At 63.5% G+C, this 25,775-nt stretch carries 27 protein-coding genes, 2 tRNA genes and 1 riboswitch; of the genes, 11 read left to right on the top strand and 18 right to left on the bottom strand.

The window, feature by feature from the left end:
• The first annotated feature begins 48 nt into the window (after nucleotides 1-48).
• The 6 genes from FMA36_RS05800 to FMA36_RS05775 all read left to right on the top strand — a co-directional run bounded on the left by FMA36_RS05800 (nucleotide 49) and on the right by FMA36_RS05775 (nucleotide 6,700).
• Nucleotides 49-3,342, top strand: coding sequence for an efflux RND transporter permease subunit (locus FMA36_RS05800; protein ID WP_159261466.1), 3,294 nt, complete (start codon nucleotides 49-51; stop codon nucleotides 3,340-3,342).
• An 8-nt stretch (nucleotides 3,343-3,350) separates the two neighbouring features.
• Nucleotides 3,351-3,578: a hypothetical protein gene (locus tag FMA36_RS05795; protein WP_159261465.1), complete on the top strand. Its 228-nt coding sequence runs from the start codon at nucleotides 3,351-3,353 to the stop codon at nucleotides 3,576-3,578.
• Nucleotides 3,556-3,632, top strand: a tRNA-Arg gene (locus tag FMA36_RS05790). The genes FMA36_RS05795 and FMA36_RS05790 overlap by 23 nt, the downstream gene beginning before the upstream one ends.
• A gap of 161 nt (nucleotides 3,633-3,793) precedes the next feature.
• Nucleotides 3,794-4,180, top strand: a complete 387-nt coding sequence (locus FMA36_RS05785) for a hypothetical protein (protein ID WP_240906491.1) — start codon at nucleotides 3,794-3,796, stop codon at nucleotides 4,178-4,180.
• 124 nt (nucleotides 4,181-4,304) lie between these two features.
• Nucleotides 4,305-5,516 carry a cytochrome b gene (locus FMA36_RS05780; RefSeq protein ID WP_159261461.1) on the top strand — a complete coding sequence of 404 codons (1,212 nt, stop codon included), beginning with the start codon at nucleotides 4,305-4,307 and terminating at the stop codon, nucleotides 5,514-5,516.
• 54 nt (nucleotides 5,517-5,570) lie between these two features.
• Nucleotides 5,571-5,667, top strand: a riboswitch (TPP riboswitch).
• Nucleotides 5,668-5,764: 97 nt separating this feature from the next.
• Complete coding sequence (locus tag FMA36_RS05775; RefSeq protein WP_159263665.1) at nucleotides 5,765-6,700, top strand: ABC transporter substrate-binding protein; 936 nt, start codon at nucleotides 5,765-5,767, stop codon at nucleotides 6,698-6,700.
• A gap of 78 nt (nucleotides 6,701-6,778) precedes the next feature.
• On the opposite strand, the gene FMA36_RS05770 is transcribed toward FMA36_RS05775, so the two are convergent.
• Nucleotides 6,779-7,285, bottom strand: coding sequence for a DUF2721 domain-containing protein (locus FMA36_RS05770; protein WP_167518011.1), 507 nt, complete (start codon nucleotides 7,283-7,285; stop codon nucleotides 6,779-6,781).
• Between the two features lie 169 nt (nucleotides 7,286-7,454).
• On the opposite strand from FMA36_RS05770, the gene FMA36_RS05765 reads away from it, so the two are divergent.
• Together FMA36_RS05765 and FMA36_RS05760 are read left to right on the top strand one after the other, a co-directional pair.
• A complete protein-coding gene (locus FMA36_RS05765; RefSeq protein WP_159261459.1) occupies nucleotides 7,455-7,694 on the top strand; it encodes a PDDEXK family nuclease in 240 nt (79 codons plus the stop codon).
• 482 nt (nucleotides 7,695-8,176) lie between these two features.
• On the top strand, nucleotides 8,177-9,949 hold the full coding sequence (locus tag FMA36_RS05760; protein ID WP_206065192.1) for a porin family protein: 1,773 nt from the start codon (nucleotides 8,177-8,179) through the stop codon (nucleotides 9,947-9,949).
• Between the two features lie 149 nt (nucleotides 9,950-10,098).
• Here the strand turns inward: FMA36_RS05760 and FMA36_RS05755 are convergent, their stop codons facing one another.
• From FMA36_RS05755 to FMA36_RS05680, 16 genes are all read right to left on the bottom strand, one after another.
• Nucleotides 10,099-11,769: an ArnT family glycosyltransferase gene (locus FMA36_RS05755; RefSeq protein WP_159261457.1), complete on the bottom strand. Its 1,671-nt coding sequence runs from the start codon at nucleotides 11,767-11,769 to the stop codon at nucleotides 10,099-10,101.
• A 12-nt stretch (nucleotides 11,770-11,781) separates the two neighbouring features.
• Entirely contained in the window at nucleotides 11,782-12,537 is a 756-nt protein-coding gene (locus FMA36_RS05750; protein WP_159261455.1) for a glycosyltransferase, read from the bottom strand.
• Nucleotides 12,538-12,558: 21 nt separating this feature from the next.
• On the bottom strand, nucleotides 12,559-13,053 hold the full coding sequence (locus FMA36_RS05745) for a F0F1 ATP synthase subunit B family protein (protein WP_159261453.1): 495 nt from the start codon (nucleotides 13,051-13,053) through the stop codon (nucleotides 12,559-12,561).
• A 30-nt stretch (nucleotides 13,054-13,083) separates the two neighbouring features.
• Nucleotides 13,084-13,698 carry a F0F1 ATP synthase subunit B family protein gene (locus tag FMA36_RS05740; RefSeq protein WP_061275558.1) on the bottom strand — a complete coding sequence of 205 codons (615 nt, stop codon included), beginning with the start codon at nucleotides 13,696-13,698 and terminating at the stop codon, nucleotides 13,084-13,086.
• Between the two features lie 16 nt (nucleotides 13,699-13,714).
• Nucleotides 13,715-13,939 carry an ATP synthase subunit C family protein gene (locus FMA36_RS05735; RefSeq protein ID WP_003616715.1) on the bottom strand — a complete coding sequence of 75 codons (225 nt, stop codon included), beginning with the start codon at nucleotides 13,937-13,939 and terminating at the stop codon, nucleotides 13,715-13,717.
• Nucleotides 13,940-13,999: 60 nt separating this feature from the next.
• Nucleotides 14,000-14,749, bottom strand: coding sequence for a F0F1 ATP synthase subunit A (locus tag FMA36_RS05730; RefSeq protein ID WP_130730849.1), 750 nt, complete (start codon nucleotides 14,747-14,749; stop codon nucleotides 14,000-14,002).
• 12 nt (nucleotides 14,750-14,761) lie between these two features.
• Complete coding sequence (locus FMA36_RS05725; RefSeq protein WP_159261452.1) at nucleotides 14,762-15,103, bottom strand: AtpZ/AtpI family protein; 342 nt, start codon at nucleotides 15,101-15,103, stop codon at nucleotides 14,762-14,764.
• Between the two features lie 124 nt (nucleotides 15,104-15,227).
• Nucleotides 15,228-15,998 (bottom strand): hypothetical protein, encoded by a 771-nt coding sequence (locus FMA36_RS05720; protein WP_159261450.1) that lies wholly within the window; start codon nucleotides 15,996-15,998, stop codon nucleotides 15,228-15,230.
• A 96-nt stretch (nucleotides 15,999-16,094) separates the two neighbouring features.
• Nucleotides 16,095-17,675, bottom strand: a complete 1,581-nt coding sequence (purH, locus tag FMA36_RS05715) for a bifunctional phosphoribosylaminoimidazolecarboxamide formyltransferase/IMP cyclohydrolase (protein WP_159261448.1) — start codon at nucleotides 17,673-17,675, stop codon at nucleotides 16,095-16,097.
• 249 nt (nucleotides 17,676-17,924) lie between these two features.
• Entirely contained in the window at nucleotides 17,925-18,734 is an 810-nt protein-coding gene (locus FMA36_RS05710; RefSeq protein WP_159261446.1) for an aminotransferase class IV, read from the bottom strand.
• A complete protein-coding gene (locus FMA36_RS05705) occupies nucleotides 18,731-20,113 on the bottom strand; it encodes an anthranilate synthase component I family protein (RefSeq protein ID WP_240906490.1) in 1,383 nt (460 codons plus the stop codon). The genes FMA36_RS05710 and FMA36_RS05705 overlap by 4 nt, the downstream gene beginning before the upstream one ends.
• The gene (gene ptsP, locus FMA36_RS05700) at nucleotides 20,097-21,935 is read right to left on the bottom strand and encodes a phosphoenolpyruvate--protein phosphotransferase (protein WP_159261445.1); all 1,839 of its coding nucleotides are present in this window, start codon (nucleotides 21,933-21,935) and stop codon (nucleotides 20,097-20,099) included. The genes FMA36_RS05705 and ptsP overlap by 17 nt, the downstream gene beginning before the upstream one ends.
• Complete coding sequence (locus FMA36_RS05695; RefSeq protein ID WP_206065190.1) at nucleotides 21,922-22,221, bottom strand: HPr family phosphocarrier protein; 300 nt, start codon at nucleotides 22,219-22,221, stop codon at nucleotides 21,922-21,924. The genes ptsP and FMA36_RS05695 overlap by 14 nt, the downstream gene beginning before the upstream one ends.
• On the bottom strand, nucleotides 22,211-22,672 hold the full coding sequence (locus FMA36_RS05690) for a PTS sugar transporter subunit IIA (RefSeq protein WP_159261444.1): 462 nt from the start codon (nucleotides 22,670-22,672) through the stop codon (nucleotides 22,211-22,213). The genes FMA36_RS05695 and FMA36_RS05690 overlap by 11 nt, the downstream gene beginning before the upstream one ends.
• A complete protein-coding gene (rapZ, locus tag FMA36_RS05685; RefSeq protein WP_206065188.1) occupies nucleotides 22,669-23,640 on the bottom strand; it encodes an RNase adapter RapZ in 972 nt (323 codons plus the stop codon). Before rapZ ends, FMA36_RS05690 begins: the two co-directional genes overlap by 4 nt.
• Before the next feature lie 134 nt (nucleotides 23,641-23,774).
• On the bottom strand, nucleotides 23,775-24,218 hold the full coding sequence (locus tag FMA36_RS05680) for an HPr kinase/phosphorylase (RefSeq protein ID WP_159261443.1): 444 nt from the start codon (nucleotides 24,216-24,218) through the stop codon (nucleotides 23,775-23,777).
• Nucleotides 24,219-24,289: 71 nt separating this feature from the next.
• Between FMA36_RS05680 and FMA36_RS05675 the strand changes: the two genes are divergently transcribed.
• Nucleotides 24,290-24,661: a RidA family protein gene (locus tag FMA36_RS05675; protein ID WP_159261442.1), complete on the top strand. Its 372-nt coding sequence runs from the start codon at nucleotides 24,290-24,292 to the stop codon at nucleotides 24,659-24,661.
• A gap of 38 nt (nucleotides 24,662-24,699) precedes the next feature.
• On the opposite strand, the gene FMA36_RS05670 is transcribed toward FMA36_RS05675, so the two are convergent.
• A tRNA-Ala gene (locus FMA36_RS05670) sits at nucleotides 24,700-24,775 on the bottom strand.
• Nucleotides 24,776-24,919: 144 nt separating this feature from the next.
• Here FMA36_RS05670 and FMA36_RS05665 point away from each other — a divergent pair.
• The gene (locus tag FMA36_RS05665) at nucleotides 24,920-25,240 is read left to right on the top strand and encodes a YggT family protein (RefSeq protein WP_159261441.1); all 321 of its coding nucleotides are present in this window, start codon (nucleotides 24,920-24,922) and stop codon (nucleotides 25,238-25,240) included.
• 92 nt (nucleotides 25,241-25,332) lie between these two features.
• Nucleotides 25,333-25,770: a YjjA family protein gene (locus FMA36_RS05660; RefSeq protein ID WP_159261440.1), complete on the top strand. Its 438-nt coding sequence runs from the start codon at nucleotides 25,333-25,335 to the stop codon at nucleotides 25,768-25,770.
• The last annotated feature ends 5 nt before the right edge of the window (nucleotides 25,771-25,775 follow it).

The raw sequence follows: 25,775 nt of genomic DNA, 5'->3' as shown, positions 1-25,775 counted from the left end.
CCGCGAGACGAGAAGAAACCGCACGGCCACGGGCAACGGACGCCAGAAGTGAACCTGTGCCGCGTTTTCATCCTGCGCCCGGTAGCGACCACGCTCATGGCGCTGGCCATCCTGCTTTCGGGCGTGTTTGCCTACAGGCTGCTGCCGGTGGGCGACCTGCCCAACATCGCGGTGCCGGTCATCTATGTCATGGCGACACAGCCCGGTGCCTCGCCACAGCAGATGGCCAGTTCCGTCACCACCCCGCTCGAGCGCAGGCTGGGGCAGGTGGCGGGAGTGAGTTCGATCGAATCGGATTCAAGCCAGGACAGCGCCTTCATCCTGCTCATCTTCAATGAATCGACCAATATCGACGCCGCCGCCAATGATGTGGAGGCCGCCCTGCGCGCCGCCCGCGCCGACATGCCCGCAACCCTGCAGTCCCAGCCGCAGTACTGGAAGGCCAACCCCTCCGACAACCCGATCCTGATCCTGGCCCTGACATCGGACACGCAGCCGGTATCGGAGCTGTACGACATTGCCAAGACACGCCTGCAGCCCCTGCTTTCGCAGGTGCAGGGTGTGGGGTGGGTCGAGATCGCGGGCAGTTCCGCGCCCGCCGTGCGGGTGGACATCAACCCGTGGCCTCTGTTCAAATACGGGCTGGGGTTCGAGGATATCCGCTCGGCGCTGGCCTCGGCCAATGCCAACACGCCCAAGGGCATCATCGAAAACGACACCACGCGCATCATGCTGGCCACCAATGATCAGGCCCGCACCGCCGCCCAGTACCGTGACCTTGTGATCGGCTACCGCGACACCCGCCCCGTGCGGCTGAGCGATGTCGCCACCGTGCGCAACGGCGTGGAGAACGAGCGCCAGATCGGCTACCTCAACGGGCACCAGGCGGTCATGGCCATCATCCGCCCGCGCGCGGGGGCCAATGTCATCCGCGTGATCGATGACATCAAGGCCCGCATCCCCGCCCTGCGCACGGCGCTGCCGCGCGGGGTGACACTGAGCCCGGTCATGGACCGCTCCATCACAATCCGCGCATCCCTCGCCGATACCAAATGGACGCTGCTGGCCTCGGTCGTGCTGGTGGTGGGCGTGGTGCTGGCCTTCCTGCGCACGATGCGCTCGACGCTGATCCCGGCCATTACCGTGCCCATCTCGCTCGCGGGCACGCTGGCGCTGATGGCGGTGTTCGGCTTCTCGCTCGATATTCTCTCGCTCATGGCGCTGACCATCGCCACGGGCTTCGTGGTGGATGACGCCATCGTGGTGCTGGAAAACATCGCCCGCCACATGGAGGCCGGACTGAGCCGGCGCGAGGCGGCGCTGAAGGGCTCGCGCGAGATCGGGTTCACGGTGCTGTCCATCACCATCTCGCTGGTGGCGGTATTCCTGCCGCTGCTTTTGCTGGCGGGCACGCCGGGCAAGGTATTCTTCGAGTTTTCCATGACGCTGGCCATCACGGTCACGGTGTCGCTGCTGCTCGCCCTCAGCCTCACCCCCATGATGTGCAGCCTGTTCCTTGAAGTGGGCGAGATCGCCCCCCTGCCCCCCACGGCACCGTGGTGGCGCCGGTGGCCGCGCCAGGCGGGCGATACGCTTGAGGTGGGCTACGGGCACCTGCTGCGCTTTTACGAACGCACGCTTGACGTCGCACTCCGCCACCATGTGCTCACCGCCCTGACCCTGCCGGCAAGCCTTGCGGTGATGATCGGCGTGATCGTGCTCATGCCCAAGGGCATCCTGCCCAAGGAGGACGTGGCCATGGTCATGAGCTTCTTCCGCGCTGACCAGACCACCTCCTTCCCCGCCATGAAGGAGAAGATCCGCGCCATCAGCAACGCGCTCTCGACCGACCCGGACACGGAGGAAGTCGTGGCCTTTTCCGGCGATACCAACATCGAGGGACAGGCCTTCGCGCAGTTGCATGACCGCGCAAAGCGCCGCGACACCATAGATGACATGATCACGCGCGTGCATGAGCGCCTTGCCGCCATACCGGGGCTGGACATGTCGCTGTTCTCGGCTGGTGACATCAGCGGTGGCGGCGGGCGGCAGAAGGAGGGCGCCTACCGCTACCAGCTGACCAGCGACAACGCCGATGACCTGTATAAATGGGCCCCGATCCTGACCGCGGCACTGCGCAAGAACCCGGTGCTGCGTGATGTCACCACCGATGTGATGAACAATGGCGCCGCAATCCATGCCGACATCATCCGCGACCTTGCCGCGCGTTACCTGATTACGCCGCAACTGGTCAGCAACACGCTGTATGATGCCTTTGGCCAGCGCACGGCCTCGAACATATCCACCTCGCTCACCACCTATCATGTCGTGATGGAGGTGGCGGATGCGTACCGCACCAGCCCCGAGATCCTCAATTCCATGCGCATTTCCACCTCCGGCGGGAGTGCTGGCGGTGGCACGGTGTCAAACACGGTGCGCGCGCGCGCGGCCACCACCACGCAGGCCAGCCGCAGCACGCAGCTCAGCCAGCAGTCCTTCCGCAACCAGATCGCCAACCGGCTGGCAGGCGGCACCGGGGCCTCGAACGGGTCGGCCGTCTCATCAAGCACCGAGACCATGATCCCGCTCTCCGATGTGGCGCGCCTTGAGCCAAAGGTCACGCCCATCACCGTCTCGCATCAGGACGGGTTCGTCTCGGCGGCCATCTCCTTCGACCTTGCACCCGGCATGGCGCTGAGCGATGCCTCGGCCGCCATTGCGGACACCATGATCCGGCTGCATGTGCCGCCCTCCATCCATGGGGGCTTCAGCGGGCAGGCCGCGCAGTTCAGATCTGCCATCATCAACGAGGTGCTGATCTTCATCGCGGCCCTTGTCACGATCTACGTGACCTTGGGCATATTGTATGAAAGCTACATCCACCCGCTGACCATCATGTCCACCCTGCCCTCGGCGGGGGTGGGAGCGGTACTTGCGCTTTGGGCACTGGGGCAGGAGTTCTCGCTCATCACCATGATCGGGATGATCCTGCTCGTGGGCATCGTGAAGAAGAACGCCATCCTGATCGTGGATTTTGCACTGCATGCCGAGCGTGACCGGAACATGGACCCCGCCTCCGCCATACGCGAGGCGTGCATCCAGCGCTTCCGCCCCATTCTCATGACCTCGCTTGCCGCAGCCCTTGGCGCCGTGCCGCTGATCACCAATAGCGGCTACGGCATGGAAATGCGCCGCCCGCTGGGCATTACGGTGGTGGGCGGGCTGATGATGAGCCAGTTGCTGACACTTTACACCACGCCGGTCATCTATCTGTACATGGAGCGCATCCGCTTGGGAACGCGGCGACTGGGCCAGCGCCTGCGCGCGCGGATGCGGTTATAGGCTGCTGTTTGAAAATTGAAAGTTTTCGGGTGCTGCCTTTTTTCAAAAAGGCAGCGTTCTTTGAAGCTTTTAGAAAAAAGCTTCACCAAAAACTTTTTCCTTGGCGCAGCGTGGTTTCTGCGGGAGCATTTCAGGCCGCCCAAAAAAATTTTCCCAAAGCGAAAAAAGGGGCTTGCGGGGTGCAGGCGCCTCGGCTAGAAACCGCCTCACAGCGCACCCGTAGCTCAACTGGATAGAGCACCAGACTACGAATCTGGGGGTTAGAGGTTCGAGTCCTTTCGGGTGCGCCACTTTCCTTAAAAATTATCAAGACCTGATGCAGCATGGGCCAACAGCCCGGATCGCCTGTGTCATTCCATCCTTGCGTCATGCAACTTCACCCGCCACGCGCGGTTCTACGGCGTGGCGCAGGGCAGGTCATGCCTGCGCTCTGGCATGAAGGATGAAGGCAATGGGCTACCGTTCAGTCATGATGGGCGCACTCACCGGTTTTGGCCTGATGGGTGGCCTGCCCGTGGCCATGGCGCAGAATCCCGCAGCATTCAGCCCGCAGGCGATCCTGGCGGTGACACCCGGCGCGCGGCTGGCGGGGTATCTCAATTTCTGCATTGGCAACGGGCTTGCGCAGCATGATGAGGCAACACCCCTGCTTGTTACGCTGATTGAAAAGACCCATGCCGTGCCGCCCGATGAAAAAGGCAACATGGATTACGCCTATGGCACGGCGGGCGTGCTGCACCCCGGCACGCCCGAGCGGGCACGGCTGACGGATCTCGACATACCCCAGCGCCGCGACCTGTGCGCGCAGGCCGTGCAGAAAGCCGGTATGGGCGCGTAATGACCCGCGGGCCGTAAAATCACGCGGCCCGCCTGCCACCTGATGAAAAAGAGAGCGTGCCCGCCCCTCACCGGGCTGCTATGCTGCGGGCTGATTTTTCCGTTGTCTGATTCAGGAACCGAGAATGAGCGGGCCCAGCCTCCCCGAACACAGCCCCCCCCCTGCGCAGCCTGCATCGGGTGGCGTCCTTTCATGGATTGACCGCAGGCTTCCCGTCATCAGCGGGTTTCGCAAGGAATATATCGATTTCCTTATGCCCGCGAACCTCAACGCGCTGTGGAATTTCGGGGCGATCCTGACTGCGGTGCTGGTGCTCATGCTGGCCACCGGCATCTTCCTGGCCATGAACTACACGCCCACGGCCAGCGGGGCCTTCGCCTCGGTCGAGATGATCGAGCGCCAGCTCCCCGGCGGGTGGATGCTGCGCGCGATGCACATGACGGGGGCAAGCCTGTTCATGGCAGCGCTTTATATCCACCTCTTCCGGGGGCTGTATTACGGCTCGTACAAGCAGCCGCGCGAGATTTTGTGGCTCAGCGGGCTGGGGCTGCTGCTCATGGTCATGGTCACGGCGTTTGCGGGCTATGTGCTGCCATGGGGACAGATGTCGTACTGGGGCGCTGACGTGGCGGGCAAGGCGGTGGGCGCCGTACCATCGATCGGCCCCACGCTTGAACACATCATGGAAGGCAGCGACACGCTGGGGGATATCTTCATCCACCGCTTCTTCGTACTGCACTTCCTCATGGCGTTCGCGATCGTGGCGGTGGTGGCGCTGCATGTGGCAGCGCTCCATGTCAGCGGGCCGAACAACCCCAGCGGCCGGCCCGTGCCCGCGAAGGAAAGCGTGCCCTTCCACCCCTATTACACCACCAAGGACCTGACCGGGCTCGTACTGTTCGCGCTGGTGTTCGTGGCCCTTGCCTTCCTGTGGCCCGACCTGCTGAGCGAGCCGGAAAACTACCGCCCCGCCAACCCCATGCACACGCCTGCCGATATCGAACCGGAATGGTATTTCCTGCCGTTTTACGGGCTGCTGCAATCCGTGCCCTCCAAATTCGGCGGGCTGCTGGCGGCGGCGGGCTCCATCCTCATCCTGTTCATCGTGCCGTGGCTTGACCGCTCGCCCATCCGCTCGGCACGCGAACGCCCGGCCTGCCGCATTGGCATGGCGGGGCTGGTCATCGCCTTCGTGATGATGGGGCTGGTCGGCCGCCACCATGCCGAAGGGGGCTGGATGATCGCAGGACGGATCGCGGCCCTTTACTACTTCAGCTACTTCCTCGTGCTGCTGCCGCTGTGCGCGCGGCGTGAAATGAGCCAGCCCAGCGCATAAGCCCGCGCGGTCCTGCATCCGTGACTTGACGCAGGGCTCACCTGCCCACACTGTGCCGCCTGACCGGGGTGCCCATCATTGATGGGCTGAGATCACACCCGTTGAACCTGATCTGGGTCATGCCAGCGAAGGGAGACAGCACGGCCCCGCCACGGGCCATGATGCCGCTCCCTGCCTGCCGCGTGCTCCACGTCCATGCTGGCCAGGGGGGCTTTCCTACCATGCAAATCTTCAGGCGCGCGCCGGGCATGATAGCCATTGTGGCCTGTATGCTCATGACCCGCCCTGCCCTGGCTGCGGGGCAACAGGTCACGGTCGTGCTGGACTGGTTCCTCAATGCCGACCATGCCAGCCTTCTGGCCGCGCAGTACAGCGGGGCGTTTACCCGCCACGGGCTGGATGTCAAACTCATTGCCCCTGCCGATCCCGGCTCGCCCCCGCGCCTCGTCGCGGCGGGGCAGGCTGACCTTGCCGTGTCCTATCAGGCGCAGCTTGGCATGCTGGCTGACCAAGATATTCCGCTGGTGCGCGTGGGCACGCTGATCGACACGCCGCTGAACGTGCTGATTACTGGCGCTGATATTCACGGCCTTGCAGACCTGAAAGGCAAAACCATCGGCATTTCCATGCCAGGCGTGGATGATGCCTCGCTTGACGCCATGCTGCATTCGGTGGGCCTTGGTGTGAATGATGTCAGGCAGGTGAATGTCAATTTCCAGCTTGAACAGGCCCTGATCAGCCATGCGGTAGATGGCGTGATCGGTGCCGTGCGCACCTATGAACTGCTCGACCTGCAGCAGAAGGGGATCAGGGTTTCGGCCTTCTACCCCGAGGAACACGGCGTGCCGATCTCCGATGAACTGATCTTTCTCGCCGCGCGCGCCCATGGGCATGATGCCTGGGTCAAAGCCTTCATGGAGGCGCTGGCCGAGGGCACGAACACGCTTATCAATCACCCCGACGCCATTCTGGCGCAGGCCATTCATGACCATCCGGAACTCGACACGCCGCTCAACCGCGCGGCCTGGCAGGCCACGCTGCCGCGCCTGTGCAAGCAGCCTGCCCTGCTCAACCGGCCGCGCTACGAGGCCTTCGCCGCCTTCCTGCACGCCCATGGGCTGATGACGCATGACATTGCGTTAGGGCAGTACGCGCTCGATCCGTTCAGTGCTGCCGCGCCCTGATAATAAAAGTTTTCGGGCGCCGCCCTTTTTTAAAAAGGCGGCATTCCTCGAAGCTTTTTGAAAAAAACTTCTTTGTTTTCAGTCTACCTGGCTTTCAAGCATTTCCTGCTTGTGCGGCAGGAAGGTGGTCACGCGCAGGCCATGCCACGCAACGATGCTGTCACCTAAAAACATGCCCAGCGCAATGACCGTGCACACCAGCGCATTGCCAAACATGAGCACCAGCCACCACGCTATGGCAGAGTCACGCACGCTGCCCAGAAAGAGCGCGAAAGCCGACCCGCAGGCCGAAGCGCCGCCCACCCCGCCAAACAGTATGGCGGCATCAAGCAGCAGGGTGCGGTAATGCAGGTGGGTCAGCCGGCGCAGCAGCACGGCGGCGCTGTTGCTGCCCTTGTCATCGGCATTTTCCAGCTTGTCGCGCACGGTCTCGATATGATCGCTGACCCGTGCAAGCCGCGTGTTGAACATGTTGAGCAACGTGCCGATGCCTGACAGCATGAACACCGGCGTCAGCGCCGTCTGGATCAGATGGGCAACGCCATCAACAGATTCATCAGGCACAAGGCCGGGAAAAGGCGACACGGGCAGGCATATCCTTGGCTGCGGGCAACCGTGCGTTTTTTGGGGTTATCCGCTGCTCCGTCAAGGGGCAGACTTACGCCCTGAAGGCTGGTTGAAAAGCCCGTTCCACAAACATCAAGCAATCATAAGGACGTTTGTGCGGAACGCTTTTTGAAAAAAGGAGGCACCCATGTCCCATAATTACGCAACGCCGCTTACGCCCGAGAAAAGGCTGGCCCGCGTGCTGTCGCGCATTCCCGCCCCCTGGGGGATCAATATCGAGCGCCTGCCCGGATCGCCTGATGCCGAGCGCTGGCTCGCGCGCCTCGACGTTCCCGGACAGGGTGCACAGGAATGGACCGCGCCCGCGCCCACCATGGTCGATGCGCTGGAGCAGGCCTGGCGGCAGGCCCGCACCCTGCTGGCCTGAACCCCGACTGGCATGGAAGAGACGGTCAAGAACTAAGTTAATAAAATACAAACACAGCTTTGTGAGGCTCTACTGTGTATTGCTGCGGCGGCAATCGACCTGCTCATGCCGTTTTATTGAACAGAAACCACGAATTGCGCCGCACACGATTGTTTGATGGATCTTTACGTTCTTTGCGAAACCGGACCATTCCAGTCTGCCGGGCACCATGACGTACTGCCCTGTCGCACACCACAAGACCAAAAACGCACATGTGTTGTGTTATGACCATTTTTTGAACATTGTATGAAAAAAAAGGAAGATTAACCAACGAATCCATAACGCAACCCACCCTGCGCCTCCTGTTCCTCCCACCCTGAGGGGAGGAATCCCTGCACAGTTCCGCGCCCTGCGGCCCCTGCCCTGGCCCCTGCTGCGGCCATTGGGGGCCATTGACCCGCCGGGTTTTATACAACAGGAATGCGCATAGGGAGTTTAATACTATGTCGGCAGGAAAATTGGCGCGTATTGGCGCGGTGGTTGTTATGGCAAGCGGAGGGGCGTCGCTTGTCTGCGTCGATGACGCATGGGCTGACGATTATAGTGAACTTCTCGATATCCTGAAGGCGAAGGGCAGCCTGACGCAGGGTGAATATCGCGGCCTGCTCGCCCATCACCTGCAGCATGTGCACGAGGCCGCAACCAGTGCGGCCCGCACGCAGCAATACGTGCCCGCCGCGCGCCACATGGGCACGACAGCCGCCCATGCGCCCATGCGCACCGCGATGGGCCAGGCGGTCCAGCCCCCCGGCCAGATCGAGATTGGCGGCAACGGCATGGATCCCGACTATGTTCTTGCCCAGGCGCAGCAGGCAGCGGCCAGCGCGCAGGCCAGCGCGGCCTCGGCTGAGTCCACCTGGCTTGCCGCCCAGCATTCCATGGGCCTTGGCGGCGGCATGTCGCTTGTGCGGATGGAAAAATACGTGCCCGGCAAGGGCCTGACCTTCAAGGCCGGGCCGATCGACATCAACCTGTCGGGCTTCATCAACGGTTTCTATACCTATAACAGCCCTGCTGGCGGCATGCCGGTGGCTGGTGGTGTCTCGACGGGGTCGAGCGGGTTCGATTCCTCGGCGCTGCGTAACGGCCTGCTGCCCGCGGGCCTGATTCTCAAGCTCTCGACCACGCAGAACGGCATCGACCTTGCCGCCGTGATGGGCATGTATCCCGGCATCAACAATGCCAAGAACGGCGCCTTCAACGCCAATACCGGCGGCAGCCCGGTGGGCCTTGGCACGGCCGGCATCGATTTTCGTCAGGTTTACGTGACGGCGGGCAACAAGAAATGGGGCACGTTCAAGATTGGTCGTGACCTTGGCATCTTTGGTGGCGACGCCATCCTTGATGACGCCACGCTGCTCAGCGTGGGCTCGACCGGCAGCAACTCGGCGCCGGGCAACACCTCGCTTGGCCGTATTGGCGTCGGTTATGTCTATGCCGACTGGATTCCGCAGATTTCCTACCAGTCGCCCACCATCAAGGGCTTCCAGGGCACGATCGGCATCCTGCAGCCGCTTGATGAGTTCGATTTCTCGGGCGCGGATGGCAATGGCAATGCCTATTCGGCAGCCTCCACGCAGCACAGCTCGCCCATGATCCAGGGCAAGGTGACATATGACTTCAAGATTGGCGGCCTGAGTGCCCGCATCTGGGCCAGCTTCCTGACGCAGCACCAGCAGGACCTGACGGTCAGCAAGACGACAACGGTCACCACCCAATTACTTGAAGCAGATGGCGTAACGGCATTTCCCTACTCTACTACCAGTACTGCGGATGTTTCCGTCATTCCGGGCCAGAAGCATGGTGTCACGGCGGAAGCGGGCGAAATCGGCACGAAGCTGACCTATGGCCCGGCGCAGTTTGTGGGCTACTACTATCGCGGCAGCGGCCTTGGCACGACCGGCCTGTTCTTTGATGGCGTGGCCAGTAACGGCCGCAAGCGCGCATCGGAAGGCTACTATGTCCAGATGATGTATAACTTCACCAAGAAGTTCAAACTCGTGGGCAGCTATGGTGTCAGTAACCTGTATCTGGCACCGGGCGAGAAAGATCCTGACCTCGTGCGCCGCAACGAATCCGAAGTGGGTGCTGCTTACTACAAGATGACCGACTGGCTGAACCTTGTGGCCGAATACGCCCATACCAGTTCCGCAGCCCACGGCCCCTACAAGGAAAGCGACAACAGTGCCTCGGGTGGTATGATCCTGCTGTTCTGAGGCCATCCCTCCAAAAGCAAAAGGCGCTGCCGGGCAGAACCCGCGCAGCGCCTTTTTTGTAATGATGCCTGAAGCAAAAAGTTCTGAAGTGTAAAAAGTTTTGGGTGCTATCTTTTTTGAAAAAGGCAGCACCCAAAAACTTTTATTTATTACGGTGCCGTAGGCGGCATCACCACATACAGCCCGATTTCCAGATGCTTGCCGTTTGAATAGTTCAACCCCGTCTGCTGCCCGAGTTCATGCAGGTCCAGGCCATCTTGCAGCGCCCGGGTGCTGAAAGCCGCAAGCTCATGCGCACCCACCAGAACCATGCCGCATTTCTGGTTCTGCTGCAGGAAATCAGCTGCCGCCGCAGGCGTAATCAACCGGGTGTTTTCACCAAGCAGAAAGACAAGGCTGGGTTCTGAATCCGATGTCGAGGCAACAATGCTCTCGCGCCCGCAGCGGCGGTGATCATCCACCATGGCGGCCAGGCGTGGGCTGAGCCATATGGTCTGCAAGTGCGGAATGACGGTTGTAAACAGGCCGACATGGATGATGACCGCCGCAGCAACCGCCGCCATGACCGCCCGCAGCACCTCACGATGCAAAATGAGATAGGCCGACAGCCCCAGCACCGGCAGCGCTCCAACCGGGATCAGCATGGCGGCGGGTGACAGCGTACCTTCCATGCGCCACAGCAGCACCGGCCCGGCAAAAGCCAGTATGGAACCCACCGTAAACCAGATCAGCGCATAGGCCGCGAGCAGGCCACGCGCCCACAAGGCGCGGGGCCATGCCCACTCCGTGGGAAAAGAGACCACGGCCGCAGCCGTCAGGATGGCAATGGCCGGGTAGGTCGGCAGCACATAATGCGGCAGTTTGGTCGCGATAGCCTCGAACACCAGCCAGTGCGGCACGATCCAGCACAGCAGGTAGCGCACATGCGGCTGAAAACGCTGCGCCCACACAAAGGGCAGGCTCATGGCCGCAAAAAGCGAGCCGGGCCAGAAGGCAAGCGCGAACACGGCCAGATGATAGCCCGGCGGCAGGCCATGCGTTTCCTGCCCGCTCGCCACCTTGCCCAGAAAATTGCGCCCCACCGCGCGCGAGAAGAAATCACCATGGCTGATGACCCCGATGGCAATGCACCACGGCAGCACGATAGCCAGCATGAGCAGCCAGCCCCAGGCCGGGCGCAGCCGGCGCCACCAGTCAATGCGCCGCTCCACCAGCGCCAGCGCCAGCGGCGTGCCAAAGCCGGGAATCAGTACCACCGGCCCCTTGAGCATGAGCCCACAACCCAGCGCGATCCAGTATAACAGCGCCGCCGCCAGCGGCGTGGCCAGATCGCGCTCGCGGTCAAGATAGGCACGCAGCAGGCCGCATTGCGCCAGCAGCACAAACAAAAGCAGGGTGGTGTCGATCGTGGCCATGCGGCCTTCGGCCGTCATCAGCACCGAGACAGCCAGCAGGGCTGCCGCCAGCAGGCCACATTGCGGGCCGAACAGGGCAGCGCCGATCCAGGCCGTCAACACGGCCGCAGCGGTTACAGCAAGAAGCGAGGGAATACGGTACGGCCAAGTTGCATGCTGGTCCTGCATGCCGGTCAGCCTTACGGCAGCCGCCTCCAGCCAGTAAATACCTGCAGGCTGATGGTAGCGGGGCTGATCAAGAAACCGCACATCGACGTAGTTGCCGCTATGCAGCATCTGGGTCGTGGCTTCCATGTAGCGGGGTTCGTCACGGTCCAGCGGCGGCAGCGAGGCCCGTCCGGGCAGGAACAGGACAAACACGGACAGCGCCACAAAAACATAGTGGCGCAGTGTCAGGCGCGTCATGGCACGGTCCCTTCAGCGTTCGGTAACGCGTTTCGGTATCCTGGCGCGGTTATTGAGCCACATGACACCCAGTATATCGCGGATGCCAACAATCGCCCGGTTGAAATTGGTGTATTTGGAGGAACCATGCAGCCGGTTGCGATGATGCACCGGCATGCACACCAGCGGCACACCGCGCTGCCCCATTAAAGAAGGCAGGAAACGGTGCAGGCCCTCGAATTGCGGCAGTTGCAGGAAATCCTCCCGCCGGAACGCCTTGAGCGAGGCCCCCGTATCGGGGCAGCCATCATCAAGCAGGCGGCGGCGCAGGCCATTGGCAAAACGCGAGGCCAGCCTGCGCGACAGGGTATCGCGCCGTTTGGTACGCACGCCCACCACCAGGGGTGCACGCCCGCTTGCCTCCTGGCACAGTGCGAGCATGTTGATGAAGTCGATGGGATTATCCTGCCCGTCGCCATCAAGCACGATGACCCACTCGCCACGCGCAGCCTCAATGCCGGTACGCAGCCCTGCGGATTTGCCGTAGGCTGCCTCATGGCTGAGAATACGCAGATGCGGCAGGATACCATCGCGCCTGACTGTTTCAAGTTCCGCCATGGTGCCATCCGTGCTGCCATCATCCACAAAGATGATTTCAGCCGGGGGCAGGCGGTCGAGCACGGCCGCGATTTCCTGACAGAGCGGGCGGATATTGCCGCCCTCGTTCAGAACAGCGGCGATAATGGACAAAACGGGGCGTGAAGACGCCCCGTTATCACTGTCCTGCATGACGGGCGGCTGCAAAGGCAATCAGGCAGCGCGCTGGGAAAGGGCTGCCGGCAGATCGCCGATCGCCTTGTCGATGATCTTTCCATCAGCATCCGCAGGCAGGCTGGCAGCCAGCGTCTCGCGGGCGGCCTGGATGGCGATGTCAACTGCCGTCTCGCGCACTTCGCGCAGGGCGGAACGCTCGGCCGATGCGATCCGGTCCTTGGCCATCTGCTCACGTCGTGCGGCGATATCATCGGCGTCCTTGCGGGCTTTTTCTGCGATGTTCGCGGCTTCACGCAGGGAGTGCTCGACCAGTTCCTTGGCTTCGGCGAGAGCCGCCTCGCGGTCTCGCGTTGCGTCCTCCAGCATCTGCTCGGCCTCGCGGCGCAGGCGGGCTGCCTCATCAAGCTCGGCACGAATGCGCTCTGCCCGCCCGTCCAGCGCGCTCACCAGGGGTTTCCACAGTGAACGCCCGAACAGGACGAAAAACAGGACAAAGGCAACAGCCGACCAGAAACGGGGATCATGAAACATGATTATGACCTGTCTGTCTTGGGCAGCGGGTCAGAGACCACGTGCTGCCGCAGCAGAACCGACCTTTGCCGTCACGAAATCGGCCGGGGCGGCAATGCCAGATAACTGATTGATCAGCGTTTCCGCCGTGTTTGTGGAAATCTCGCGAACGGATGCCAGTGCCTGTGTCCGGGCCTGCGCGATGCGGGTCTCGGCATCACTGATCTCGGCAGCAAGGCGTGCGTTCATTTCCTCGGTCTGCCGGGCGGCGGCCAGACGGGCCTCCTCGACAACCTTGTCCACATTGGCCTGTGCATCGGCCAGCGCCTTGCGGCGTGCGGCGTGCAGGTCGGCCACGGCTTCATCAGCGCGGGTCTTGGCCTTGTGCGCGATGCCAAGGTCGGTCTCGATGGTCTGACGACGCAGCGAGAGAACCTTCTCCACCTTGGGCAGGGCCGAACGGCTCAGCAGCAGGTAGAGAACCAGAAAAATGCCAGCGCCCCATATCACCTGACCGATGACATAAGGATTGCCAAAATCAAGCTGGGGCATGCCCTCGGCGCGCGCGCCAGGGGCTGCCATGGCCATCAGCGGCAGAGCCAGCGCGGACGAAGCCAGGAAAGACTTCGCCCTTCGGATGTTGTTATACATCACGGCGCGCGCCATGTTCGCCTCCAGCGTATCAGACGAACAGGATCAGGAACGCGATCAGCAGCGCATACAGGGCCACGGCTTCCGTCAGGGCGAAGCCCAGCATGCCAAGGCCGAACACGTGCGGGCGTGCGGACGGGTTGCGCGCGATGCTGCTGACCAGCGTAGAGAAGATGTTACCCAGGCCAATGCCAACGCCAGCGAGGGCGATAACGGCGATACCGGCACCAATTTCACGGGCTGCTGCGATATCCATGTCTTGTTTTCCTTGTTTCAGACGTTCTGGATTGAAATAGATGGAAGCGGATGCGGCCTGTTAGTGGGCCACCGCCTCCCTCAGATAGATGCAGGTCAGGATTGCAAACACATAGGCCTGCAAGGCACCAACCAGCAATTCGAGTGCCATCAGCGCGATATTGATGACCACGGGACCAACGGCGATGATATCACCGAAGAAGCCCAGACCGGCCAGCATGATCGTGAAGGCGGCAAACATATCGAACATCACGTGACCCGCCACCATATTGGCGAACAGACGGATCGACAGGCTCACGGGACGCGAAAGAAAAGAAAGGATCTCGATCGGAATCAGCAGCGGAGCCAGCGCCTTGGGGGCGCCCGCGGGCATGAAGTGAGCGAAAAACTTCGCCCCCTGCACTTTGAGCGATACGATGATCGAGAGACAGAACACCATCAGCGCCAGCGCCAGGGTCACGGCGATATGGCTGGTGAAGGCGAAGGAGAAAGGCAGCAGGCCAAGGTAGTTACCGGCCAGGATGAAGAAGAACAGCGTGAACACGAAGGGGAAGAAGGCCTTGCCCTCCACGCCGATCGTGTCGACCGCCATGTTGTAGATGAAGTCGTAGCACATCTCGGCTGCGGCCTGCAGGCGACCCGGCACCACTGCAGCAGGGCGCATGCCCATATACAGGAACGCCAGAACCAGCAAGGCGGCGACAATCATCATCATGGGGGACTGGCTGAACCGCAGGGATTCGCCCAATGCACCCAGAACTGGATGGAGCTCGAACTGACCGAGCGCGTCGATAGATGATCCGGCCGCCAACTTCGTTCTTCCCTATAACCGTCCGGAGCCGCCATCCGGCCCGTCTGCCTTAGTGCTTATGGCATCGGGCCTGACAAGACGCCAGACATTAAGTACACCTGCCACACCGCCAAGAAGCGAAAAGACGATGAGGAACCAGGGCTTCGTGCCCAGCCAGTGGTCAAGACCCCAGCCAATGCCAACCCCGACCACAAGAGCCGACACCAGTTCCGTTCCCGACCTGATGACCAGGCCCAGATCGGACATTGTCCCCCCCGTATCGCGTTCAGCGGCCTTACGGGGCTTCATGCGCTCGCGGGCCGCTTCCAGTCGCCGGTTGAAGGACTCGCCGGAAGGATCGTTATCCTTATCCACTTCTCGCACCTCCTTGAGGGTGCAGGCGGTAGCTAACGGGGCTGCAATAACCTGTCAAGCAAGGGGGAGCAAACAAAGCGTTTCCCGCCGCATCTTTTTTACCTTCTGTGCGTTCGGCGCACCTTTATTGCGCCGTGGCACTGCCCGGAATCACGTCATAACCCGCGCTGCCGGGAAAAGCGCCCGGCGGCGGCGCATCGGCGGGCTCGATGTGAATGGCCTGGTTCACGTCCGGCCCGATTTCACGCGCGTTGATGGCGGTGCCGCGCTCCCCGCTCACGCCAATGCCGATGGCATGCAGGCTGGCACCCGGCTTGATCCAGGCGGCAAGGCGGGTGGCGTTGGCCTCGCCTACATATACCACGCTGTGATCGCGCATGATGGCGCCCTGCACCTTGCCCTGCATGTCATAGAGCGGGGCGAGCACGGTGCCATCCACCGGCACGTCGGGACCGATGGAGGGCGAATCATAGGGTGCGGGCGCACTTGCTGGGCGCACATCGGCAATCCGCTGCCCGCGCGGGCCGGTTATGGCATAGGCCCGCACGATGGGGTGGCCAATACCCTTGAGTCCGCTGATCGAGACCTGCTCACCAGGGCGAACGATGGCGGGCAGGTTCTCACCAAGGTCCTGCGGGCAGAAAACCTGCGTGCCATCGGCCAGCAGCAGCCCCGCAATCTGCCCTGCCGGGCTGAGGATGTACTGCACCAGCTGCCCGCTGGTTACAGGTAGCGGGGCAAGGTCGAACACGGGGGCGACCTGCGTTGCCGCAGGAGCCTGGGCCGTGGGCTGCACGCCCGTCTTGCCTGCCGCATGGGCACTACCCGCCGCCAGGCTGCCAGCAACAAGCACGCCCGCGAGCAGGCGGCAGGAGGAACGTCGATGAATGTCCATGCGGGTACCCGTCTTTCGTCTGTCTTGACCGGCACGCTGCCGGGCGTGCCATCTCATTCCATCCCCGCCCCGCAGACAAGGGGGCTTGACGACGGATCAGTGCCGGAAATGGCGCATACCTGTGAAGACCATGGCAATGCCCGCCTTGTCGGCAGCGGCGATCACCTCATCATCACGGATCGAGCCGCCGGGCTGGATCACGGCGGTGGCGCCTGCGGCAATCGCGGCCTCAAGCCCGTCGGCAAACGGGAAGAACGCATCGGATGCCACGACACTGCCCCGGGTCAGCGGATGGTCGATGCCCGCTTCCTTCGCGGCATCCGCACTCTTGGTGGCGGCGATGCGCGCGGAATCAACCCGGCTCATCTGGCCCGCGCCAATGCCCACCGTGCTCTGGTCCTTCACGTACACGATCGCGTTCGACTTGACGTGCTTGGCCACGCGGAAGGCGAAGATGAGGTCCGCCATCTCGGCGGGAGTGGGCGCGCGCCTGGTCACGACCTTCAGCGCATCGGGAGTGATGCGGCCGCTATCACGCGTCTGGGCCAGGAAGCCACCGGCCACCGAGCGCACCACCACGCCACCGGCTGCGGGGTCAGGCAATGCTCCGGTCAGCAGCAGGCGCAGGTTTTTCTTGCGCGACAGGATCTCGCGTGCTTCGACCGTTGCGTCAGGGGCCACGATCACCTCGGTGAAGATGCTGGCGATGCGCGCCGCCGCTTCAGCTTCCAGCGTGCGGTTGAGTGCGACAATGCCGCCAAAGGCCGAGACCGGGTCGCAGCGCAGGGCGCGGTCCCAGGCTTCGGCCTGTGTGGGAGCAGTGGCCACGCCACAGGGGTTGGCATGCTTGACGATGACCACGGCAGGCTCATCGAATTCCGCCACCGCCTCGAAGGCCGCATCGGTGTCGTTGATGTTGTTGTAGGACAGCGCCTTGCCCTGTATCTGCGTGGCCGTGGCAACACCGGGGCGGGTCGAGCCATCGGTGTAGAAGGCCGCCTTCTGGTGCGGGTTCTCGCCATAGCGCAGGCTTTCGCGCTTTTCGCCCGCAATGATCATGCGGGGGGGCAGCACCTCGCCTTCCTGGCCTGCAAACCATGCAGCGATGGCCGCATCGTAAGCAGCGGTGCGGGCGTAGGCCGCGCCTGCCAGCTTGGTGCGCTGGCCCAGCGTCGTGCCGCCGTTTTCGAGTGCGGTGATCACCTCGCCATACTGGGCGGGGTCGGTCACGATAGCCACGTGGGCGTGATTCTTGGCAGCGGCGCGGATCAGGGCAGGGCCGCCGATATCGATGTTCTCGATGCAGTCCTCCGGCCCCGCGCCAGAGGCCACGGTAGCCTCGAACGGGTAGAGGTTGACGGCCACGAGGTCGATCGGGGTGATCTTGTGCTCTTCCATCTGCTGCACATGGGCGGGCAGGTCGCGCCGGCCGAGAATGCCCCCATGCACCTGCGGCACCAGCGTCTTGACGCGGCCATCAAGAATTTCCGGGAAGCCGGTATGCTCGGACACGTCGCGCACGGCAATGCCCGCCTCGCGCAGGGCGCGGGCGGAGCCGCCGGTGGAAAGGATCTCGGCCCCGTGGGCGACAAGCGCGCGGGCCAGATCAAGCAGCCCCTTTTTGTCAGACACGGAAATCAGGGCACGCCGGACCGGCACGGTGGTGGGGGGGGTCATCTGCAAGTGACCTTTCACGCAAGCTGGAAATGAGCCAATGCGGGTTGGATTAGTCCAACCGTGCCGGAATGGGCAATAAGCGAAATGTTATGGCTGGCTCTTTAAAAAGCTGTCTGAAACAGACCGTCCAGAAAACATCGAAAAGTTTCTGACGCAGCTTTTTTCAAAAAGCTTCGTAAAGAACACCACTTTTTTGAAAAAATGCAGCACCTGAAAACTTTTATCACTTTCTTTCAGACGGGCGCAAAATCAGCCATCAAGATGCGCCACCAGCCGGGACAGCAAAGCGGGCTGGCGCGGCAGTTCGTGGCCGTCAATCGCCACCACTTCACGCGCGCACAGGCTGTTCAGGGCAAAAACCGCCTCGGCGCCGCGCAGCATGGCGGGGCTGAGGCGGCCCTCACGTAGCATGCCTGCCGCCAGCAGCACGCCACGGGCGATGCCGGGCAAGGCGCCATCGCTCACAGGGGGGGTAAGCGCCTCCCCACCGATGATGGCAACAAGCGTGCTGGCACTCATCTCGGCCACATGCCCCGCCCGGTTGAGCAGCAGCGCATCATCCGCGCCCAGGCCTGCCGCCTCCATCCACGCGAGGATGGACGGCAGATAGTTCAGGCTCTTGATGCGCGAGAGCACGCTGTCCTCATCGCGCCGGTGGCTGGCCGTTACCAGCCGCATGGGAGTTGCTGGCGGCAGGCTGGCGGCGGCGGTGAGCAGCAGGGTGGGTCGCACCTGAGCTGGAGGCAGCAGCCCGCGCGGGCCGGGACCACGGGTGAGCGTGAGCCGCAGCGAACCACTTTGCAGCCCGCAGGCAGCCAGCAGGTCACGCACCGCCTGCGCGATCAGGTTCCTGTCGGGTGATGGCAGCATGAGCACGCCGGCGCCGTGCGCCAGTCGGTCCATATGAAGCGCGAAATGCCGGACCGCACCGTTCGCCACACGCATGGTCTCGAACAGGCCATCGCCGAGCAGCAGCCCCCGGTCCGCCGGGTCGATGCGGGTTTCGGCCTGATTGATGATTCGGCCATTGAACCACACGGGCAGGGTGGCAAGGGTCATGCCGTGTTTCCTTCACCGGCCTGCGGTCCGAACAGGGCCAGCAGGGCTGCGATTTTAAGCTGCATTTCGCGGTATTCGCGCTCCGGGTCGGACTCCACGGTAATGCCGCCCCCTGCCGCCGCTGTAACGTGCTCGCTCGTAAGCACCAGCGTGCGGATGATGACGGCGCTATCCATCGCGCCATCGCAGCCGATCCGCACCACGGTGCCGCAATAGGCTCCCCGGGGCGAAGCCTCGAGCGCATCGATCACCTGCATGGCGCGGTGCTTGGGCGCGCCGGTGACCGAGCCGGGCGGGAGGGTGGCGGCCAGCAGGTCACACGCATCGCGCCCCGGTGCCAGCCGCCCCGTTATTTCGGATACCAGATGATGCACATGCGCAAATTGCTCGACCGCAAAAAGTTCCGGCACCGCAATGCTGCCCAACTGTGCCACGCGCCCGATATCGTTGCGCATGAGGTCAACGATCATCAGGTTCTCGGCCTGCTCCTTGGGGTCATGGCGCAGGGCGTGGGCCAGTCGGACATCGTCCTGCGCCGTGTCGCCACGCGGGGCGGTGCCCTTTATGGGCCGGGTGCTGACCCGGCCGGTGCCATCAAGGCTCAAAAAACGCTCGGGCGAGGCACCGAGCAGCGCAAACCCGCCCGCACCCACCAAAAAGGCCCCGAATGGCGCGGGCGATGTGACGCGCAGCGTGCGGTAGGCATCAACCGCCGAAAGCCCGGACGGACGGGCAGCCTGCATGCGCCCGGTGATGTTGACCTGAAATACTTCACCCGCCGCGATCCGGGCCACGGCCTGCGCCACGGCGGCGCGATACGCTGCCGCATCCTGATCGGGCCAAAAACGCAACGCAGGCAGCGGAGAGGGTTTTCCTGCCGGGCCAATCGCCGTCCACTGCGCCGCCAGTGCCACCATGCGCGGGCCATCAAGGCCCATACCCGCCAGCCAGGCGTGGCCCATCTCGCGATCAAGCACAAAGGCATGGTCATACAGGCCGAAAGCAGCCTCCAGGCCATCACCGCCTGCTTCATGGCGCGAGATGATCCCCTCCATGCGCTGACCCGCGCCATAGCCGATAAAACCGATCGCCCCCCCGGCAAAAGGCACCTCGGGCGGGCAGCCACCACCCGGCACGCACTGCCGCAGCAGGTTGGGCAGGTCCTGCGCCACCTGCGTGCCATCCAGCCAGCACGCGCCATCATTCTGCTCGATCCAGTGCACGGGGTCGCGGCAGATGATGGTCCAGCGCGCGCGCGGGCCGACCGGGCCGCCACTGTCAAGGCAGGCAAAGCCCGGGCGGTCGCCCCATGCGGCCAGCACGTCATCCACATTCCGCCAGGCCACAGGCAGGCAGGTGCTGCTAACCATCACCGGCATGATGCAGGGTAGCGGCATAAGCCATGAGCATGGCGCTGACTTCCGGCCCGCCAGCCGCTTCAAGCGCGCGGCAGGCCATGCGGCGGCAGTCATCCATCGCCGCTGCCCGCACGGCGCGCTTCACACGCGGCACGGCGGAGGCATGCATGGAAAACGACCGCACCCCCAGCCCCACCAGCAACGGCACGGCCAGCGGGTCGGATGCCATCTCGCCGCATAGCGAGACCGGCCTGCGCTGGCGCAGCCCCGCATCCGCCGCCAGCCGCACAAGCCGCAGCACGGCAGGGTGCAGCGGGTCATACAGCCCCGCCACATCCGTTGCCGCCCGGTCTGCCGCAAGGGTGTACATGGTCAGGTCATTGGTGCCGATGGCGAGGAATTCGGCCTCCTGCGCCAGCACATCGGCCATGAGGGCGGCGGCCGGCGTTTCGATCATGATGCCAAGCGGCGGCAGCGGATCGGGTATGTCCACCCCCCTGCGCCGCAGCCTGCGCCCCACGCGGGCATAGATTTCACGCGCCTCATGCAGTTCCGCCGGGTCTGACACCATGGGCAGCAGCACCCGCACCGGGCCTGCGGTGGCCGCGCGCAGGATGGCGGCGAACTGCATCTCCAGCAGGGCGCGATGCCGCAGGAGCAGCCTGATGCCGCGCAGGCCCAGCGCCGGATTGACATCGCTGCCGGTGCCAATGCCTGCCTGTGTCAGGGCATCGCTGTTCTTCTCGCTGCCCCAGTCCACCACGCGGATCGTGACCGGGTCGCCTGCCATGGCCTCGACAAGGGGGCGGTAGAGCGCTTCCTGCCGCGCTTCATCGGGCAGGGTCTCGGCATTCATGAACAGGAACTCGCTGCGCAGCAGCCCGATGCCGGCCGCACCTGACTGCGCGATCATGGGCAGTTCGGCCGGGATTTCCAGATTGGCCTGCAATGTCAGCACCTCTCCGCTCGACAGGCGGGCCGGCAGGCGGCGCAGGCGGCCCAGCGCCTGGCGTTCACGCGCATAGGCCGCCACCTCCACCCGGGCTGCCGCCGCCGTGCGGGTGGAAGGTCGGATGATGACATGCCCGGTCGAGCCATCGACCACCAGCCGCGTGCGCCGCCCTATCTGGGCCAGAAGCCCATGGGTGGCCAGCACGGCGGGAATGCCAAGGGCACGCAGCAGGATGGCGGTATGGCCGGTGCTGCCGCCCTCTTCCGTCACCACGGCGGCGATGCGCGAGGGATCGATCAGGGCGGCATCGGCGGGGCGCAACTGCTCGGCCACAAGGATCGCGCCATCAGGAATGGCGGAGAACGACCGGTAAGGCGTGCCACTGAGGTTGCGCACCAGCCTGCGCCCGATCTCGCGGAACTCACCCGCGCGCCGTCTTGCCGCCACCGCATCCTCCCCTTCGGGCGCGGGGCGTCCGGGGGGGCTGAGCATGAAGGCGGCCAGGGTCTCGGTTTCAAGCTGCACGGCGGCCTCGGCCAGCATGCCCAGCCCAAGCCGTGCCTCGATGCCACGCCGCAGGCGCGAGGGGCCGAGCATGCGGCGATAGACTTCAAGCAGGGAACCGATTTCCACCTGCCCATCTTCCGGCAGCAGGGCCAGGCGGTCATGCAGGCGGCGTAGCTGGGCGGTGGAGCGGGTTATGGCCTCATGCAGGCGGGCACGTTCATGGGCGGGGTCGCAATCGCGCCGCGTGGTATCGATGGCGGGGAGTGCCGGATCATGCGCGATGGCGGCATACCCGATGGCCACGCCCGATGAAACGGGCTGGCCCTCCAGCCGCACCTCACCAGGACGGGGGCGACGGGGGGGCTTGCGTTCAGTCGTCTTCATCAAACCCGGCCCCGACCAGCCGCACGAGGGCCGCAAGTGCTGGTGCCGCCTGCGGTCCCTGGGCCGCGATGCCGATTGTCTCGCCTTTTCCGGCCCCCAGCATCATGAGCCCCATGATGGAATGGCCCGAAACGGTCATGCCCGCATGGGTCACGTCGATGCTGGCATCAAATTTTTCCGCCACCGTGACGAATTTGGCCGCTGCCCGCGCATGCAGCCCGCGCTGGTTGACAATGCCCACATCCGCCCGCCGGGGTGCCGCCTGCGCCACGGGCTCAGCCACCATGGCCCACCACGCTATCCGCCGCCTCGCCCGTGCAGGCCCCCACGCCGGACAGGCAGGCGGCAGGCAGGTGGGATGCGACCGAAATATAGCGCCTGCCTGCCTCTTCCGCGCCGTGCAGGCACTCCTGCAGTGCCGCCTGGCCGCGCATCTGCGCCAGCTTGACCAGCATGGGCATGTTGACGCCGGCGAGCACCTCCACGCGGTTGTTCTCCAACACCGAAATCGCAACATTGGACGGCGTGCTGCCGAACATGTCGGTCAGCAGGATCACGCCCTGCCCGCTATCAACCGAGTCGATGGCCGCGCGCAATGCCGCGTGGCAGGTACCGGGCAGCGAAGCCGCCGTAACATTGAACACCGTAGCCTGCGCCTGCGGGCCTACCACATGTTCGAGTTCCGCCTTCAGGGTCTCGCCCAGAACGCCATGCATCACGAATACAAGACCGATCATTTGGGGTCCGCCTGCTCCGTTGGTTCGGCCAGCCCGCGCGGGCGGTTTGCCCAGCGCCAGCTGCTGCGACCCTGGCGGGCCAGTTCACGGTGCATGATCACGACGGGCCATGCATCCTGGGGGTGGGCACTGTCGGCACGCTGCGCCAGCCGCTGCGCCAGTGCCTCGACAAGGGTAACCGAGCGGTGCCGCCCGCCCGAGCAGCCAATGGCGATGGTGGCGTATTTCTTGCCCTCACGCACGAAGCGCGGCAGCACGAGTTCGAGCAGGCCGGCCATACGATCAAGGAATTCGGCGTAATCGGGGTCATTGCCCACATAATCCGCCACGGCCGCATCAAGCCCGGTCATGGCCGACAGGGCCGGGTCGTAATACGGGTTGGTGAGGAAACGGGCATCGAACACCATGTCTGCCTCCCGCGGGAGACCAGCGGGAAAGGCGAAGGACATCAGGGCGACGGTCAGCCCGTCGAGGCCGCCTGCCGACCATTCGCCAAACCGGGCCTCGACAAGCTGGCGCAGCTCGGGCGGGGGCAGGTCGGAGGTGTCGATCACCACATCGGCGGCCTCACGCAGGGAGGAGGTGAGGCGGATCTCGGCCTCGATCCCTTCCTTGACCGTGCCATGCACGGCCTGCGGGTGGCGCCTGCGGGTGGCGGTATAGCGGCTGAGCAGCACGCTTTCCTCCGCCGTGGCGTAGATCAGTTCGGCATTAAGGGCGGGGTTGACGCGCAGCCGGGCCAGGGCTGCCAGCACGGCGGAAGCATCGAAACCGCGCGTGCGCGAATCCACGCCAATGGCGACCGGGCGTTCGGCACGGGCCACGATCTCATCGAGCATGCCCAGCGGCGGATTGTCGATCACCTCGTGGCCCAGATCCTCCAGAATGCGCAGAATCGAGGATTTTCCTGCCCCGGACAGGCCGGTCACAAGCAGGATGCGACGGGGGAGAGGTGTGTCTTCATGCATGGTGTCAGTCACGCAAAACCCTGACTTCTCTCAGCCATTTGCCGGGTGACAGATCGCTGTATCATGGCGGGATCGAAACCTTTTCCTGAACCCATTCTCCCCCGAAAGGGCAATCATGGAAAGTGGCAGCCGCATCACATCTGTCTTTCATCCAGCAATTGGCTGCGTCCGGCAACGCAGTCAAGGATCAGCCCCACGCGCGCCACGGCCGAGGGCTGGGCCGGGTCGAGGCGGAACGCGGGCACGCCGGTCAGCGCATCGGGTTCGGGTGCCGGTGGCAGGCGGGGTGCATAATCGGGCGGCGCCACCAGCCTTGCAAGGGCCACCACCCGCACCCGCTTCTGCCACGCCATGCGGATGATGCCGATGCCGCGCACCTCGAGCAAGCCCGCAAGGGCGGGAGGCGGGCTGGCCCACCCCGCGTGCAGGCAGACCTGGTCATCGGCTACAAGGGCATAGCCCGCATCGATCAGGCGCAGCAGCAGGTCCGACTTGCCCGACCCCGATGGCCCCATGAGCATGACGCCCTGCGCACCGCGCGCGGCACAGGAGGCATGGATGTGGAGGGCAGCGTTCATGTCCGTGCTTTACCGGACAGGGCGTTGTTTCGGGAAAGGAAAAATTTTTATGGACAAAACATGGCGACTTCATGATTCTTTTACATATGGAAGAAAACACGTCGTTGCGCCCGCAGCCCGAACTTCACCTCCGGCATCTGACCGGGATCAACGCGCAGACCGGTGGCTTCCCCCCTGAACTGTTCGGCCAGATCCGCCAGGCACTGGTGATGGGCATGGAGCAGCTGGCCAGTCAGGGCATGGGGGCGCAGAACGTCACGCGCATCATCTTCATGCTGCACGACACGGCAGGATTTGCCGCCTGTTTTCCACTACTCAACGACCTCTTCGGCCGCACCTGCCCCGCCACAACGCTGCGCCTGGTCAAGGAGTTTGAACAGCCGGGCCAGCTGGCCGAGATCGAACTGCTCGCCACAGCCGGACTGGGCGACACGGAGGCCTGAACGGGTTACTGCAATTTTCATGAAATCAGGGGGGATCGTGGTGGAGCTGAGGGGAATCGAACCCCTGACCTCCTCATTGCGAACGAGGCGCTCTCCCATCTGAGCTACAGCCCCACAATCCTCGCGCGATAGATAACCTGCAACGGGCGCAAGTCAAGGCCAAATTTGGGGCCCCATATCATTTCGTGCAATGAACTGGCGGTTCACGGCAGTTGTATGCGCCCCCTGACAACACTAGATTCCCGTGTGTCGTCACCTATGAAAGTTGGCCCGTTGATCCCCATAATCTTTAGCCTGCTGGCTGAACTGATACAGCTTTATACCTATGTGGTGCTGGTCTCGTGCCTGTTCAGCTTCCTGCTGGCCTTCGGCATTCTCGACCAGCGCAACCAGATCGTATGGAATATCGGCAATTTCCTGTATCGCATGACCGAACCGGTGCTGCGCCCCATCCGCAGGGTGCTGCCCGATTTTGGCAACATGGATTTCAGCCCGCTGGTCCTGCTGCTGCTGATCCAGTACGTGGTGGTGCCACTCATGCGACAGCTTGAGTACATGCTGCTCACCTCACCGATGTAAGCAGGCTATCCCCGCCACCGCCGTGCGGCCTATAATGAGAGCACGGGCCCTGCTTTTTTACTCGGACCGCATTTTCAGGAGTTAATATTCACATGAAAAAATCGAACCGTTTCCTGGCACTTCTCGCCGCCCTGCCCCTGACCGCAGCCCTCGCAGCCGCCCCGGCACATGCAGAAGGCTTTGGCGGGCTCGGTGGCCTGGGTGGTAACGCATCCAGCCTGCTGTCGGGCAGTGGCATGAGCATGCCCTCCGTGTCCTCGCTGGCTCCTTCCAACGTCACGGGCCTGCTGAGCTACTGCGTGCAGAACAACTACCTGCAGGGCAACAGCCCCTCCACCCTGCTGTCCTCTCTCAAGCAGAAGGCCGGGCTCGATACCTCGAGCAGCCAGTATTCCAACGGTCAGAACGGCGTTCTTGATACCGGCAATGGCAATACCTTCTCGCTCGCCACGCTGAAGGGCAACCTCAAGCAGAAGGTCACCACCAAGGTGTGCAACGCGGTGCTCAAGCAGGGCAAGTCCCTGCTCTGATCCAC

This window comes from Komagataeibacter xylinus (genome assembly GCF_009834365.1).
Taxonomy (GTDB): domain Bacteria; phylum Pseudomonadota; class Alphaproteobacteria; order Acetobacterales; family Acetobacteraceae; genus Komagataeibacter; species Komagataeibacter xylinus_D.
The sequence above is the reverse complement of the archived record's forward strand: the minus strand, read 5'-3'. Positions and strand labels throughout refer to the sequence as shown.